This window comes from Lentzea flava, from assembly GCF_014648475.1.
Taxonomy (GTDB): Bacteria; Actinomycetota; Actinomycetes; order Mycobacteriales; family Pseudonocardiaceae; genus Lentzea; species Lentzea flava.
The window spans coordinates 1-13823 of record NZ_BMRE01000100.1; the positions used below are offsets into that span (position 1 = coordinate 1).

Annotated in this window: 11 protein-coding genes and 3 pseudogenes; 7 read left to right on the forward strand and 7 right to left on the reverse strand. The window is 66.1% G+C overall.

All coding sequences use genetic code 11. The features are described 5' to 3' along the window. A pseudogene (locus IEZ09_RS44690) lies at window positions 1-132 on the reverse strand (IS5/IS1182 family transposase); the annotation flags it as partial. 98 nt (window positions 133-230) lie between these two features. On the opposite strand from IEZ09_RS44690, the gene IEZ09_RS44695 reads away from it, so the two are divergent. The 5 genes from IEZ09_RS44695 to IEZ09_RS44715 all read left to right on the forward strand — a co-directional run bounded on the left by IEZ09_RS44695 (window position 231) and on the right by IEZ09_RS44715 (window position 3579). After that, window positions 231-809 (forward strand): hypothetical protein, encoded by a 579-nt coding sequence (locus tag IEZ09_RS44695; RefSeq protein ID WP_189259936.1) that lies wholly within the window; start codon window positions 231-233, stop codon window positions 807-809. After that, window positions 764-1171: an efflux RND transporter periplasmic adaptor subunit gene (locus tag IEZ09_RS44700; protein WP_189259937.1), complete on the forward strand. Its 408-nt coding sequence runs from the start codon at window positions 764-766 to the stop codon at window positions 1169-1171. Before IEZ09_RS44695 ends, IEZ09_RS44700 begins: the two co-directional genes overlap by 46 nt. Next, window positions 1168-1848: an ABC transporter ATP-binding protein gene (locus IEZ09_RS44705; protein ID WP_189259938.1), complete on the forward strand. Its 681-nt coding sequence runs from the start codon at window positions 1168-1170 to the stop codon at window positions 1846-1848. Before IEZ09_RS44700 ends, IEZ09_RS44705 begins: the two co-directional genes overlap by 4 nt. Beyond that, a complete protein-coding gene (locus IEZ09_RS44710; protein ID WP_189259939.1) occupies window positions 1845-3041 on the forward strand; it encodes an ABC transporter permease in 1197 nt (398 codons plus the stop codon). Before IEZ09_RS44705 ends, IEZ09_RS44710 begins: the two co-directional genes overlap by 4 nt. Window positions 3042-3336: 295 nt before the next feature. Beyond that, the gene (locus IEZ09_RS44715) at window positions 3337-3579 is read left to right on the forward strand and encodes a hypothetical protein (RefSeq protein WP_189259940.1); all 243 of its coding nucleotides are present in this window, start codon (window positions 3337-3339) and stop codon (window positions 3577-3579) included. 190 nt (window positions 3580-3769) lie between these two features. On the opposite strand, the gene IEZ09_RS48090 is transcribed toward IEZ09_RS44715, so the two are convergent. Both IEZ09_RS48090 and IEZ09_RS47215 read right to left on the reverse strand, forming a co-directional pair. Further along, window positions 3770-4831 carry a molybdopterin cofactor-binding domain-containing protein gene (locus IEZ09_RS48090; RefSeq protein WP_368856230.1) on the reverse strand — a complete coding sequence of 354 codons (1062 nt, stop codon included), beginning with the start codon at window positions 4829-4831 and terminating at the stop codon, window positions 3770-3772. Further along, window positions 4734-5189, reverse strand: a complete 456-nt coding sequence (locus tag IEZ09_RS47215) for a Rossmann-fold NAD(P)-binding domain-containing protein (RefSeq protein ID WP_229813529.1) — start codon at window positions 5187-5189, stop codon at window positions 4734-4736. Before IEZ09_RS47215 ends, IEZ09_RS48090 begins: the two co-directional genes overlap by 98 nt. A 374-nt stretch (window positions 5190-5563) precedes the next feature. Here IEZ09_RS47215 and IEZ09_RS44725 point away from each other — a divergent pair, with 374 nt between their 5' ends. Then, window positions 5564-6643, forward strand: coding sequence for a peptidoglycan recognition protein family protein (locus tag IEZ09_RS44725; RefSeq protein ID WP_189259942.1), 1080 nt, complete (start codon window positions 5564-5566; stop codon window positions 6641-6643). Window positions 6644-7753: 1110 nt separating this feature from the next. Here IEZ09_RS44725 and IEZ09_RS44730 read toward each other — a convergent pair. From IEZ09_RS44730 to IEZ09_RS44740, 3 genes and pseudogenes are all read right to left on the reverse strand, one after another. Beyond that, window positions 7754-8074: pseudogene (locus IEZ09_RS44730) on the reverse strand (tyrosinase family protein); the annotation flags it as partial. Window positions 8075-8469: 395 nt separating this feature from the next. Then, window positions 8470-8889, reverse strand: a pseudogene (locus IEZ09_RS48095) (tyrosinase family protein); the annotation flags it as partial. After that, the gene (locus tag IEZ09_RS44740; protein ID WP_189259944.1) at window positions 8780-9142 is read right to left on the reverse strand and encodes a tyrosinase family oxidase copper chaperone; all 363 of its coding nucleotides are present in this window, start codon (window positions 9140-9142) and stop codon (window positions 8780-8782) included. The gene IEZ09_RS44740 and the pseudogene IEZ09_RS48095, both read right to left, overlap by 110 nt. A 1174-nt stretch (window positions 9143-10316) precedes the next feature. Here IEZ09_RS44740 and IEZ09_RS44745 point away from each other — a divergent pair. Then, on the forward strand, window positions 10317-12170 hold the full coding sequence (locus tag IEZ09_RS44745) for a CocE/NonD family hydrolase (protein WP_229813532.1): 1854 nt from the start codon (window positions 10317-10319) through the stop codon (window positions 12168-12170). Here IEZ09_RS44745 and IEZ09_RS44750 read toward each other — a convergent pair. Beyond that, window positions 12160-13608 carry an integrase catalytic domain-containing protein gene (locus IEZ09_RS44750; RefSeq protein ID WP_229813531.1) on the reverse strand — a complete coding sequence of 483 codons (1449 nt, stop codon included), beginning with the start codon at window positions 13606-13608 and terminating at the stop codon, window positions 12160-12162. The two genes, IEZ09_RS44745 and IEZ09_RS44750, sit on opposite strands and share 11 nt — an antisense overlap. Between the last annotated feature and the right edge of the window lie 215 nt (window positions 13609-13823).

Sequence of the window (13823 nt, forward strand, 5' to 3'; positions counted from 1 at the left end):
CAACAGTGCCTGTTGTCCTGGATTGAGCTTGCGCCACACCGATCCGAGCCGCTTGCGGTAAGCGCGGACCAGGCCGGACACGAAGGTCAGAGTCCGATGTGACAACGGCAGCGCGGCACGGTAGAACAACACGTGAAGCTCCTGGCATCCGCTGAACGATCTTGGTCGAAAGTTCTGCTACCAGGGGCTTCGCCACATCCAGGCGTCGACGCGCCGGTGCTCATCAACCTGTGATCAGCAAGAAGCCTTGCCTGCCAACACATCCAGCCCAGGATGAAAATGGCTCATTGCCCGCGAACATCAGCTTCGGCACGCCGAGGCCGGTGAAGGGAACCGGTGCGGGCGTGGTCACGAAACTGCCCGCCGTGGGCGAGGTCGCCGAGCGTGGTAAGCCACTCTTTCGAGTGGACGATCAACCGGTGATCGTGTTGTTCGGTGCCACCCCGCCGTTCCGCATGCTCGAGACGCCGGGGACCAAGGGTTCCAACGTCGCGGTGCTGATCGAGAACCTCGCCGCGTTCGGTTACCAGGTGGGTGTCCCGCCGAAGGATGCGACCAAGGCCGAGTACACGCCCCGGCTCATCGACGTGGTGAAGCGCTGGCAGCGGTCCCTCGGGGTCGAGCCGACCGGCACGATCGAACCTGGGCGGGTGCTCGTGCTGGACGGACCGGCTCGAGTCTCTTCGGTGAAGGCGCAGTTGGGCGTGGCCGCTGCCGAGGAACTGCCGAGGTCACGTCTACGAACCGGCTGGTCGTCGCCCAGGTGCCGCGCGCAGAAGCCGGCGCGGCCAAGGCGGACATGCCAGTGACGATCGTGCGAACGGACGGGAAGAAGGTGCCAGGCAAGATCACCTCGGTTTCTTCGGCGCAGCCGACGCAGGAAGGCGGCACGGTAGAACCCAAGGTCGAGATCGTGGTTGTTCCCGATCTGCCTGGTGACATCTCCGATCTCGACACGGCGCCGGTGCAGCTCGAGATCACCACGGAGAGCCGCACCGGGGTGCTGACTGTGCCGCTCGAGGCGCTGGTCGCACTCAAGGCGGGTGGGTATGCCCTGCAGCTGCCCAGTGGCGAGCTCAAGGCTGTCCAGACAGGCCTGTACTCGCAGAACAAGGTCGAGATCTCCGGTGCGGACATCGTCGACGGCATGCAGGTGGTGGCTGCACGATGAAGCAGGTGCTCGCGCTTCGTCAAGTCAGCAAGCGCTATCCGGGCGGCGTCACGGCGCTCGGCTCCGTTTCGTTGCGGATAGCTGAGCGTGAGTCGCTCGCGATCGTCGGGCCCTCCGGCTCTGGCAAGTCGACACTGCTGCACTTGATCGGCACGCTGGACCTGCCGTTGTCGGGCACCGTGGAGGTCGACGGCCACGACGTCTCGGCACTGACGGACCAGCAGCTGTCGGCGTTGCGCGGGACCAGGCTCGGGTTCGTGTTCCAGCAGTTCCACCTCACCGATGGCCTCACAGCGGCCGAAAACGTCGCCACCGGCCTGCTCTACGCCGGGGTGCGCCGCGAGCGCCGCCACTCGCTCGCCGTCGAGGCGCTTCACCGCGTGGGACTCGGACATCGCGCGGGCCACCTGCCGCACCAGCTCTCCGGTGGCGAACGCCAACGCGTCGCCATCGCCCGCGCCGTGGTGAACAATCCGGCACTGGTGCTGGCCGACGAACCCACCGGCGCGCTCGACACCGCCAACGGCCGTGCGGTGCTGCAGCTGCTGACCGAGCTCAACCGGCAGGGCACCACCATCGCGGTGATCACGCATGATCGCGAGATCGCCGCGTGGCTGCCGCGCCGCGTCGAGCTGCGCGACGGCCGGATCATCAACGACACCGGGAACCCGGCATGACGCTGCCCACACCCGCCCGCCTGGCGCTCGGAGACCTCATCCGGCTCGGCGCGCTGGGTCTCACCACGCGCAGGCTCCGCGCGACGTCCGCCCTGGGCATCGCGCTCGGCATTACGACCATGGTCGTGGTCACCGGCATCCCGGCGTCGAGCCAGCAGGCGCTGATGGACGAACTGACCGCGCTGGCCACCAACACGCTGCGAGTGCAGCCCGTTCCGCGCCAGGAGGAGCCGGTCCGACTGCCTGAGCCGGCCGCTGCGATGGCGGCGCGCATCGGCCCGGTCACCGCGTCGGCGGCTGTCGCCAACACCCATGCGCGCGTGCGGCGTTCGGATCGGCTCGACCCCGGCCACAGCTCCGACATCACCGTCCTTGCCAGCAGCGTTGGATTGCTTGACGCCGTCAACGGTCATGTGCGAAGTGGCCAGTTCCTCAGTCCTGCGACCGAGCGGTTCCCCGCGGTCGTGTCGGGCCACGTCGCGGCGGGCCGGCTCGGCATCGACCGGGTGACGGCCGGTCAGCAGCCCGCGGTGTTCGTGGGGGAGCACTGGTTCACCGTGATCGGCGTACTCGGTCCCATGCCACTGGCCCCCGATCTCGAACGGTCGGTGTTCGTCGGCTGGGAGGCCGCGCGGACCAAGCTCGGCTTCGACGGCCATCCGACCGTCGTCTACATCAAGGCACACGAGGACGCCATAGAGGACGTTCGCCTAGTGTTGCCGGCGACGCTGTACCCGGAGATCCCAGGGCTGGTGCAGGTCAGCCGCCCGTCGGCCGCGCTGGCGGCCAAACGCGCCACCCAGAACTCCTACACGGCGCTGTTCCTCGGCCTGGCTGCGGTGGCGCTGCTGGTCGGCGGCGTGGGCGCTGCCAACACCATGGTGATCTCCGTGCTGGAGCGACGTCGAGAGATCGGGCTGCGCCGTGCGCTCGGCGCGACTCGCGGCCACATCTGCGGCCAGTTCCTCACCGAAGCGGTCCTGCTGTCCGGTATCGGCGGACTGGCCGGAACACTGCTCGGTGTGCTCGGCGTCGTCGGCTATGCCATCCTGCACGACTGGCCCGTTGCCATCCCTCCAGAGGTACTGACCGGGGGCGCCGCGGCCGCGGTGTTCGTCGGCGTGGCCGCAGGCCTCTACCCCTCTGTCCGCGCCTCCCGGCTCACCCCGACGCAGGCGCTTTCCGCACCATGACAAGGAGAACGAACTCGATGAAGAAGCTCGTGGTCGCGTGCGCCGCGCTGGCACTGGGCGCGTGCTCCGCACAGCCGCAGGTCAGTCGCCAGGAGGTGGCGTCGCTGTCCACACCGGGCCGCGGTGCCGCACCAACCTCAGCCGTCCAGGAGGAACGGCCGCGTGAGCGTCTGGACATGACGCCGGAGGACATCGAGGCGCTGTTCGAGCCGTACAAGAGGTGCCTTGGCGAGCACGGCGTGGACAAAAAGCTCGCCCCGCAGCCCCATGAACTGCTGGACAAGGCGAACAAGGCGTGTGGGTCGAAGAGGCCGTTGCCGCCGTGGAGAGGGACGCCATCAACCCGGAGTCCGTCGACTTCGCCAACCGCGTCGTGCAATACCTGCGGGGTAAGGGCGTCCGCTACGTCGAGGTGTCCCGGAGGCTGGGTGAGGAGGGCGTCGGCGTTGCGTTCGGTGGTCCCAACAACGACCAGCAGTCGATCACGCTCGGTTTGCAGCACGCGAAGGAGTGTGAGACAGAGGCGTCGAAGAAGTGAGCCAACGGTGACGTACGTTCTTCGGGGCGAAATCTCGTGGGATGTCACTTCCGGTCGGTTCGGTTTCGCTCGGGTGACTGGCATGGAACGTCGCGGCTTCCGGCAGAGCGGCACACGCTGGCGGCGGGTCTGCCATGCGCCGGACTACGTCGAATGCGGACACTCCAGCGAGTCAGGAGCGCGCCGAACCTCAGTCCTCGGTTGCCGTGGCGGACTTTGTTCTCGTGCCACAGCACCTGGTCGCCATCGCAACCGCCAAGCGCCTCGCATGCATCGTTGGCGCGGACGTTGGCCGTCTCGACGAACGTCCGCACTTGACATGGCTCTCCGGCGGTTCGCTTCCCTGCCGTTTCACGGCGCGGAGTGCAAACAAGGTGCCTAGGGTTCTCGTGGCAACTTCCCACGGCGGCATCTGGGAGGCCGTTGAGCACGAGCGGTGCCGACATCGCACGAAGATCGAGCCAGGAGGGCAGGATGTGGCGCCTGGACTCGTACTGTCCGTGCGATGGTGCCGAGCGCTGAGAACGACAGGACTGCGGTCGGCGTGCTGGACCTCGTCGACATACCCGTCGTCGGCACAGACCCACTCGACGTGCCGGTTGGCGTGGCGGCCTGCGGCGTCTGCCACACGGACCTTGCGGCACAAGATCGGCGACCAGCAGACGACGTCCCTGGGGCGCTGCGGATGGCCGCGAGGCAGCCTCACACCCGCACGGCGGTTGACCAGCCAGTGGAATGAGGACCGCGTGCGGTGCCCAGGCGACCGGCCGCAACAGACGGATGACCGCTGCTCGGGTGTATTTGCACAACGCGAGGGACCCGATGGGAGGCTGGGACGACGGAGTCCGAACCAGCCTGGGACCTGTCTGACGGCACTGGCCAGATGACATGGCCGGGCGACAGCGATGGCGATCGCCCAGTCTCGGGTCTGGGGCGAGGTCCGGACGATGCTGGTGCCGAGCCTTTGCACCGTTCCCAGTGCGACCGAGGCCATCGCGGCCGGTAACCGGCTGCCGCCGAGGAGAAAGGTCACCGAGCTCATCGGTAGGCCCAGTGTGTGTGCGGCCAGCTGGATCATCGCGGTGCAGGTGCCGGTCCCGGTGCCGTGCATCGCGGTCCGGAGGGTCGCCGGACCATCGCGGTGCAGCGTGACCTCACGGGTTCCAGCCGATGTCTTCCGGTTTCCCGACACGGCCCGACGCGCAATTCGCTGTGACTGTGGCCTGGGACTTGTCGTCGTTGCGAATGGCACCGCCGGCGAAGTCGGTCGCGGTCGCATCGGGCGAGAGAGCGTTCACGATGATGGCGCGTGTCCACAGCACTTTCGCGGCGTACGGGTCTGTCAAACGAACGGTGTAACTCGAGATCGGTATAAGTCCACATTGGACTCTCAGTGTTATCGGTCGATCGGTGACATTGGCCACTACATCGAAGGAGAATCGTGCAAGCTGGGGTGACATATTGGGCAGCCTCGGTCGCAGGACTTTCGCGACCGGCTCGCAGGCGGATACTGTCGTGCCTTCTTCAGGGTAGAGCGTCCGCTGGCCGGAGAGCGCAAGACGATTGCACAAGCGATCAGTACGTTGAACGTCGCGATGATACTCCACCATGCCCGCCGACTATGCGCTGAACCGGGCTGTGCAGCGAGGAGGCTCCTGGCTTCGGGCAGGTTTGGACTGTCACGGGTACCGGACAAGAGATGGGCAGCTGTTCGGATGTTCTCGCTGTCCGGCTGGACATCGACGACTTCGGGCTCGCCATGAGTCTGGCGAGGTCGCGACGGCACCAAGTGCGGTTGCGGTCGGGTGTTGTTAGGGACCGACTGATGACGTCCTGAAGTCAAGCGCAATCCGCGATCACTTGTTGTGCAGATCAGGTGGAGTCGTGAAGCGGACTTAACAGATGATCCTAGCCTGATTTGAAGGTTCTTCCTTGCGTCGCGGCTCTCCAGTCAGTCAAAAATACGTAGAAGAGAGGCTATTTGATGTCAATGATGTCGCGTCGCGCGGCGATCAAGGGTTTGACGGCCGTGGCAGCGGGAATGGGTTCCGGGCTGTTCTCGCAGTCGGCAGCCGTCGCAGCGCCGGGTGTGCTGCCCGAGACTCTGAACCACACTCGAACCTTCGGGGTCGGTGTGCGCTCGGTGCCTGTAACGTCCACGGTGCCGACTCATCTCAGCGTCAGCGGCAGCGCGGGCCGGCTCCGGACGCGCACCGCGAAAGGCTGGGGACCATGGGAACCTCTGTCGGGCTGCGCTGGAGGAGACAGGCAAGGGCAGTACGACGCCGCGGCGCTCGTCGCAATGCCCAGCGATACTGTCGAGTACCAGCTCGATCTTCCCGAATCTGCGCGTGTCTCGGAGATGAACGTTGTGAACGGGCGGGCGATCGGCACGCTCAGCTCCCCAGGCGGGCGTGTCCTGATCGGCTCGGCCGAACGCGACTGCAACTACTACTCGCGGAAGGCGTGGGGAGCCGACGAGAATCTCCGGTTTCGTGAGAACGGCGAGGAGCGCTATCCCCTCGCCTATTTTCCGGTGCAGACGATCACCGTTCACCACAGCGCCATGAAGGCGTCAGCGGACGTCATGGCCGACATTCGTGCGATCTACTACGACCACACCATCACCCTCGATTACGGCGACATTGGTTATCATCTGCTGATTGACTCGAGCGGCAACGTCTACGAGGGTCGGTATTCGGGCGTGGATCCGACGCCTGTCTTCGGTGGTCCCACGGCCAACGATCGGCCGCAGATGGCGAACGGGGCCCATGTTGGCGGGTTCAACGCGGGCAATGTCGGGATCTGTGTTCTCGGTGACTTCACCTCCACTGTGCCCACGCCTCAGGCACGTAGGTCGCTGGTGCTCGTGCTGTCTGCTCTGACTGAGGTGTGCGGCCTCGACCCCAAGGGACGAACGAACTACATCAACCCGATCAGTGGTTCCACCAAGTCGGTGGACACCATTTCCGGTCACCGGGACTGGCTCGCCACCGAGTGTCCTGGCAACGCCTTCTACCCATTCCTGGCTGAGATCCGTGAAGAGATTGCGCGCTCGCGATGATCCTGAGACCTGCTCACACCGTTTCGGACCACACATGCTGCGGCCTCGTCCGTGAGTGATGGGCTGGCAGAGAGACATCCGATCCAGCTCGAGTGCGGCCCTTGGTCGTGATCCCTCTGCGAGAGCAGAGGGATCACGACCAAGAGTTAGGGATTTGGTACGGGCGTGGGAGAACTGCTGTGGCGCCGTGACTCCGATGGTAACGCTTGGGCTGGTGCCCATGATGCCTGGCTGTGTCTCCTGCGGTTCACCCCAGGCTGACGATGCCCTGATCCTGTTTGACGCCGAACCTTGCAGGGACAAGAAGGGCAGTAGTGTGGCCTGCTGAGATGGATTCGCACGTAATCAAGCTCAGAGATGTTCTGTTGTCTCGCCAGATGGAATCAAGTGTGGAAGTCGGTGATGTTGTGCGGGCCGTTGGCGGGAACGCCACGAGTGTCGCCGGTGTTCGCGGGCAACTTCAGCAGTAGCGCTGGTTTTTGTTGCGGGGACGAGGATCGAGATGATCGTGAAGTCACAGGTCGAGCTGGTGCGACCCAGGGTGCCACGAACGGCGTACTCCATCCGCGGTGACCTTCGTCCCGCGCGACCACCTCGGTTTCCGCACATGAGCGGTTCGCTCACCGAGCCGGCAGGCCGGAACGCCCGCCCGAGCCGGACTCTTGGCGGAGCCGCCGTCGAGGGTGGCGTCCATGCTGCGGCCGCGGGTTGGGGCCCGTGTCGGCAATGCCGGGTCCTCCGTTGTAGCAACGGTCACCAAGTACCGGCTGTTGTTCCACTGCAACCGGCTGATTGTCGTGGCGCGCGGATATACGAAGGGGCCAGGTCGACAGCACAAACTTCAGCAACGAAGGCAACTCGTGCTCGCCGACGCCGGTGGCGCCCTGTTCCCGGGGTGATCACACCGGGCGATCCACCTCGGCGCACGACACCGCGACTTGTTGCGTCCCGCCTTCGCCGATCCGTGACGACCGACGCAACGCCGTGAATCCAGCAGACCGTCGACGCGCTGCTAGGTGCATTGCCCCACAGCGGTTTCGCCGATTTGCCGGACAGAGCACAGACTGTCGCAACGGACTTTCCGTGTGGTGCGTCATGGCGCTGGGCGGCTCAGCGGTACACGTAACCGACCTGCCCGTGCTCTGGATGCCGGATCCGGGAGGTGTCGATCAGGTTGGCCGCTGACATCGTGTTCCAAGGAGCGAACCGCTGGTGGTAACCAGGGCCCGTTTCAGTGCCCTGCACCGGGAGGTACGGGGCGGCAGCCGGGTACTGTGTGGCCTGCTTGATCTGCCAGTCAGCCCAGATCTTGTCCACGAAGCAGTGGTGCGGCCAGAACACCGGGTCGTTGGGCGAACCGGCGCCGGCCATGTGGCTGCCCAGCTCCGCGTACACGGTGCCGTGCTGGTCCAATTCGAGCCGAGACCGGAACTTGTCGTAGGCGGTCTCGTCCTCGCGTCAAGCACACCCAACCCGCGGTCGCGGAACGACTCGCCTTCCGGCTTACGCCGCCGTCGTTTCTGCTCCTCGGTCTCGCGTTCCCAAAAGGGCAAGTATGGCGCCAGTGGCAAATCGAAGAGGCGGTTAAGGAACGGCCGGTTGTCCACGACGCGGATCACGAACCACCGGTTCCGCAGTTCCTCGGGCAGCTCGGCCAGCCGGTGATCGAGTTCCTGCCGGACTGCCGCCTTCTCCTCCGGAGCCAACCCTCTAATACAACCGGCAGCACGCACGCGCGCCATGGTCTCTCGTGACAGGAAGTGCTCGAGGTCATTGTCCGGCACACCGAACCGGCCTCGCTGGACCTGGCCCAGCATCCCGGTTCCGTCGTCGCCCAGCCACTCGTCGGTCCACGGGGTGCGGTCCGGCTCGCGGTCGACGGTCCAGTCCCAGTAAGGCAGCCAGACTCGCGGTCCGCTCCGTGCGGCGGAGGTCTGGTTCAGCGCAATCTCGAACTCCACCAGTAACCGCCGATGCCACGGCAGGAAGTTGGACGTGCCACGCGCCGGTCCACTCCATGTGGAGTCGATGTGAGTGGCCACGAAGTCGCCGTACACGGTGCACCGACGTTCTTCGGGTGGGGCCGCCGACGGGGTAATCTGCAGCTCGAACACCGCGTCGAGGAAGCGCTCGCGCTCACGATCGGTGAAGGAGGTGTGGTTCTTGCGGACGTTCTTCGTCACCGGCTCCACGTCCCGTGATGGCCGGTGCTGAGCTCGGCGCCCTGAGCAGGTCCGCCGCATCATGGGCAACCTCCGTCAACGACCTCACCGGACGGTAGTGGTCCACCGGTGGCAGGTGCCGTTCATGTCCGGCGGCGACGAGCCCTTGGATCCGCCGCCCCTGGTAGATGTCGTCGAAATGCTCGATGCCCAAAGCCTTGCCGCGAGCGGCCACCACGACGGGCACCGCGAAGGCGACACCGGCCACACCTAACACCGCCAGGGACAGGAAATGTCGTCGGTTCGGTATGGATGTCCACTCTTCTGGTTCCTGCACTGGAAAAATCGTTCATGCGCGGGAGCGCACCCCTCGAATATGAACCTTCATGGCTGGCCAGTGGGCGTCCACGCCAGTTCGTGGAGATGTGGCGGTACAGGCATCGATGGCGGGGTGCCGGCTCACCGCGCCCGCTACTCGAATCGCAAGTATCTGCGCCCGCAGATTCGGCGGCCAGAAGGGCCATATCGCGCTCGATCCCGGACATCGAGATCGTCACCGGCATCGAGTCGCACCGCGAGTAATAGCGGTGACGCCGAAGCGCCGAACTGCTGCCGGCCGACATCCTGTCCTGCCGAAGCCGAAGGTGATGGGAGGAGGTCTGTGGCGATGCCACCTATTGGGCCGGAGAACTGCTGGAGCGGCTGGAAACCTACAACGTCCACAGTAGACTTGGAATGCAGCGATCAATTCTTCGCGATCCAGCGCCGACAACCCGACTGGCCGCTTCATTGGTGAGGCCACAGTGCCAGTCCTTGTTCGGCAGAGAGGAGGACCTGTCGAGCAACAGCTTCCTGGCCACTCACGCCACAACTGAGCAGCGGCACGCTACTCGGGCAATGCGACCCAGTTGTGGGTCGAGTTCTCAAGCCTCGCGCGTACAGGTGAACGACAGCGAACGTCCGTCGGGCCGCGTAGTGGCCAGGTTCCGGGCACTCGGAGCCGACGTGTCACCCAGGACTGCGGCAGGTCTTGGCGTCAGGTCCGCGGCCACACCAGCGACGTGCCGTGCGACCGCCGGCGGTGCCACTAACGGGGCTGGACCGCTGGTCCGCCCACCCTCACCATGAGGGCCTGTAGCTCCCGCAGAAACAGCCTGCGAAACCATGACAGGGTGCGAGCCCCCTGCGGGCGGCTGACTTTCGAGCAGGCGGAAGTGCCGAGGCGTAGCGGGTTCGATCCTCTTCGGACACTGGTGCGGCGTGATGATGGCACTCGGCGAGCCGGTGTCGCAGCTCTGCGGTGCGGCGGGCTGCATCTGTGGTGCGAGGCGAGTCGCGGCAACGCGGCAGGTCCGGAGCGGCCCTCACCGATCGCGGTGACGGATAGTTCGGATTGATGCCGCGCGGGACGCCCTTCGGGTGAACTCACAGACCTGTTGTCGGACAACGTCCCCGGGGTGGAGCGTACGATGGCGCCGTGGCCGGTGATCGAATGGTTCGTGGTGTCCAAGATGGACTCGGGTCACGTGAGTTCGGATGCACGTGGGGAGAGTGCTCGAATGGTTTCGTCAGTCCGAGTCCTTCAGTCACACGGCTGGTGTATGAGGGTGATGTCGCTCGCCGGGGCACTTGTGCTGGTGTTGCAGGGACAGTCCACTGCGGGGGTGGAGGATCCGCCCGCTTTGTCTATTGTCAACAATGAAACCCAGCCGGTCTTTTCCTACGCCGACGCGATCGTCGAGTCCGTGTCGGTCGAAACGGGACAGGACACCGACGGCGACGGTGTCGTCGACCACGTCTACGTGGACATCATGCGTCCCAGGGAGGGCAGGGAGGGGCTCAAGTCGCCCGTCCTGCTCACCGCCAGCCCTTACAACGAAGGCTCCGAAGACCTCGATGATCCAGAGGGCGCCGTCCGTCCTCCGGCCATCGGTGCGGGGCCTGGGTTCGCGTTGAGGGTTCAGGGGCTTCCCGAGACCGATCAGTTCGTGCCGCGTGGGTACGCGGTGGCGCAGATGCAGGTCCAAGGGACGGGCCGGTCCACCGGTTGCACCGATGTGGGCGGTCCGCACGACATCGCTGCGGTCGCCGCGGTCGTCGCCTGGTTCACCGGCTCCGGCAAAGCTTTCTACCTCGATGGTTCTCCTGCCACCGCGGAGTGGAGCACAGGCTCTGTCGGCATGTTCGGTCACTCCTACGACGGTGCCCTCCAGGTCGGTGCGGCCTCCGCTGGTGTGCCGGGCCTCAAGGCAGTCGTCCCTACCGCACCGGTGACCGACTGGTACGCCTGGTCGCGTTCCAACGGCCTCGCTGTCAGTCCGCACCGCACCTCCACCCTCGGTCGCGCGGTCGCCGGTCCTGTGGCCAGAGAGGAGTGTGCTGATCAGATCGGTTCCCTCGTCGCCGGTGAGGACGCCGACACCGGGGACCGCAACGCTTTCTGGGACGCGCGCGACTACGTCCGGGACATGAGCCGGTTCACCACACCCGTGCTCACCACCTGGGCTCGCGACGACGCCAACGTCGACTCGGTCCAGTTCTCAGGTCTCTGGAACGCGCTGGGCACCAAGGGGGTCCCCAGGAAGCTCTGGATCCTCAGCGGAGACCACAGCATGAGGCCCGACATCTGGCGCTACGAGGACTGGAAGCGGACCCTGCACCGGTGGATGGACCGCTGGTTGCTCGGGCTCGACAATGGCATCGACCGCGAACCTGCAGTGGACACTCAGAGTGAGACCAACGCCGAACCCGAGTTTCCCGCCCAGATCACGTCCACGTGGCCGCAGTTGGACGCCGAGCCGGTGCGGCTCTATGCCGGGGACTCAGCGGCCGGAGGTTCCGCTCCGCTCACCATCGAGCCGTCCGCGTCAGCGGACTTCCACCTCGTTCCTGACGCCGAGGTGGGCCCACTGCTCAAGACCCAGCCTGCGCCCGGCCCTCCGTATCGGATCTTCGCGGTCACCCCGCCCGCTGCGGCGGACACGCGCTTCGCCGGGACGCCGGTCATGACCGCCACCGTGCGGCCGAGCACCAAGAGCACTCCGCTCACGGCCTACCTCGTCACCTACCGTGACGGGGTCAAGGGCATGAAAGTTCTTTCCCAGGGGTTCATCGACCTCAAGAACCGGAGGTCTCTCTACCGACCGGAACCTCTCCTGCCTGGGGAGACGGTCACTGTCACCTGGGAGATGAGCGCGCTTGACCGCACTGTTCCCGCTGGACAGCGGGTGGGGCTGATTCTGCTCGGGGACAACTACGGTGCGGACACCACGCCTGACCCGGACGCCGGCCCGATCGACTTCGATCTGACCAGGACGAGCATCACTGTGCCTGTGGTCGGCGGCCGCGTCGGTATTACCCTGTGAGCACGACGAATCGCTGCATCGCAGCGATCCCGGAATTCTGCCGACGCAACGGCGCCAACGCCGGGCTATCGTAGGTGCGGTAGTCGAGCTGGACTCCGTCGTGGTTGATCCGCCGCCATTCGACCGGCAGCAGCTCGAGGTAGTCCTCGCCCACGAGCACGATCGGGACGTAACCGGCGGCGGTGATCAACGCGTAATACATATCGTTGAGACAACGGTTTCGTCGGCACATGCGGTCCCGAAGCCCGTGGTGCAGGCGGGTCTGCCAGCCGGCCAGGACCCATTCGCCGAACAACTCCTCCAGCTGTGACAGCGTCCAGACCGTGCGCTGGTCGGCGCCGCGGTGAGCGACCGAGGAGCCGGTGTAACCAGCGACGTGCTGGCAGAACAGCGTGTTGATCGACCCGAAGGTCCGCTCGACCATCGCCTTCTCGGTCGGGCTGCGCGGATGGGCGGGCTGGACCGAGATCTCCAGCCGCTCGCAAGCGCGCAGGAACGTCTCGGAGATGAACGCCTTCCCGCGATCGACGATCACCGTCTCAGGCGCGATCACCGGCTTCGCTGCGGCCTGTTGCAGCCGCGCGTCCAAGGTGAGCAGCCGGGCGTGCGGAATCCGCGAGCGGGCCATCGACAACGCGTCGGGCCAGCCGGGCCGCATCGGCTCCGGAACCAGAGTCCGCGCGAGCAGCGGCGCCGCCTCAACGGCCTTCGTGCCGTGCGGGCGCAGGATCGCGGCGGTGATGGTCCGGGTGGCGATGTCGAGGGCGATGGTGAGTTCGACCCGGCCGAAAACCCCGTCATCGAGGACCGCCATCACGTCCAGCGGGGTGGTGTCGATCTGGACCAGTTCGCCCGGCCGCGTCGCGACGGTCGGCGTGAACGGACCATCGGGCCGGTTGGCGTGGGTGCGGCGCGAGGTCGCCGGGCCGAAGGTGTGCAACCCGGCCAGCAGGCCATCGACGAGCCGCTCGAAGGTCCGCCGCGAGGGCAGCGGGACCGTGCCTTCTCCGGTGCTCGGCCGCGAGGGACTGCTCGACGACGCGGCGCAGCCGCGACTTCGTCCCGGTCGAGCGCGGCACTTCGACGGCGATCGCCGCGCGGGCGGCCGCGATCGCACGTTCGTCGACCCGGCCGTGCGGGGCCCGCCGAGGGTGACTCTCATCGACCAGGCCCCAGAGCCCGGAGCTGCGGTAGCGGCCCCGCATTCGCTTGACCGTGCGGGCGCCGGTCGGCTGGCCCCCGCAGTCAGCTCGGCGGCCTTGGCCTGATCGCGCTGCTCAACGGTCGTGGCGACCGGGTCGAACCCAGACCGCGGAGCGGTCGCGCCAGGCGTCAGTCCCGTCTCGACCTCCAGGACGTGGCGTTCCCAGTCTCGGGCTCGGGCGACGACGTCCGGCGGCAGCGTCTCCAGCAGGCTCAACGGCTCCAGCAGGCTCAACGGCTCCAGCCGCGCCTGCGGAACCTCGCCGGCCGTGGCCAGCAGCTCGACCCTGGCGAGACCAGCAGCGCGGTGAGCAGAACTAGACGAGTAAGTCCTAAGTCTGAGCTGTGTCTGAAGACGGACGAAGGGTGTTCAAGATCCGTTTGTGACGAGAGACCTGAACACCCCCTTCTCACCGCACTCTACGTCAAGATCGATGACCACCTCGGCAG

Coding starts and splice junctions, on each gene's coding strand:
- IEZ09_RS44745 (WP_229813532.1), top strand. CDS start 10,317: ATGGACTCGGGTCACGTGAGTTCGGATGCACGTGGGGAGAGTGCTCGA.
- IEZ09_RS44705 (WP_189259938.1), top strand. CDS start 1,168: ATGAAGCAGGTGCTCGCGCTTCGTCAAGTCAGCAAGCGCTATCCGGGC.
- IEZ09_RS47215 (WP_229813529.1), bottom strand. CDS start 5,189: ATGGTGGAGTATCATCGCGACGTTCAACGTACTGATCGCTTGTGCAAT.
- IEZ09_RS44725 (WP_189259942.1), top strand. CDS start 5,564: ATGTCAATGATGTCGCGTCGCGCGGCGATCAAGGGTTTGACGGCCGTG.
- IEZ09_RS44710 (WP_189259939.1), top strand. CDS start 1,845: ATGACGCTGCCCACACCCGCCCGCCTGGCGCTCGGAGACCTCATCCGG.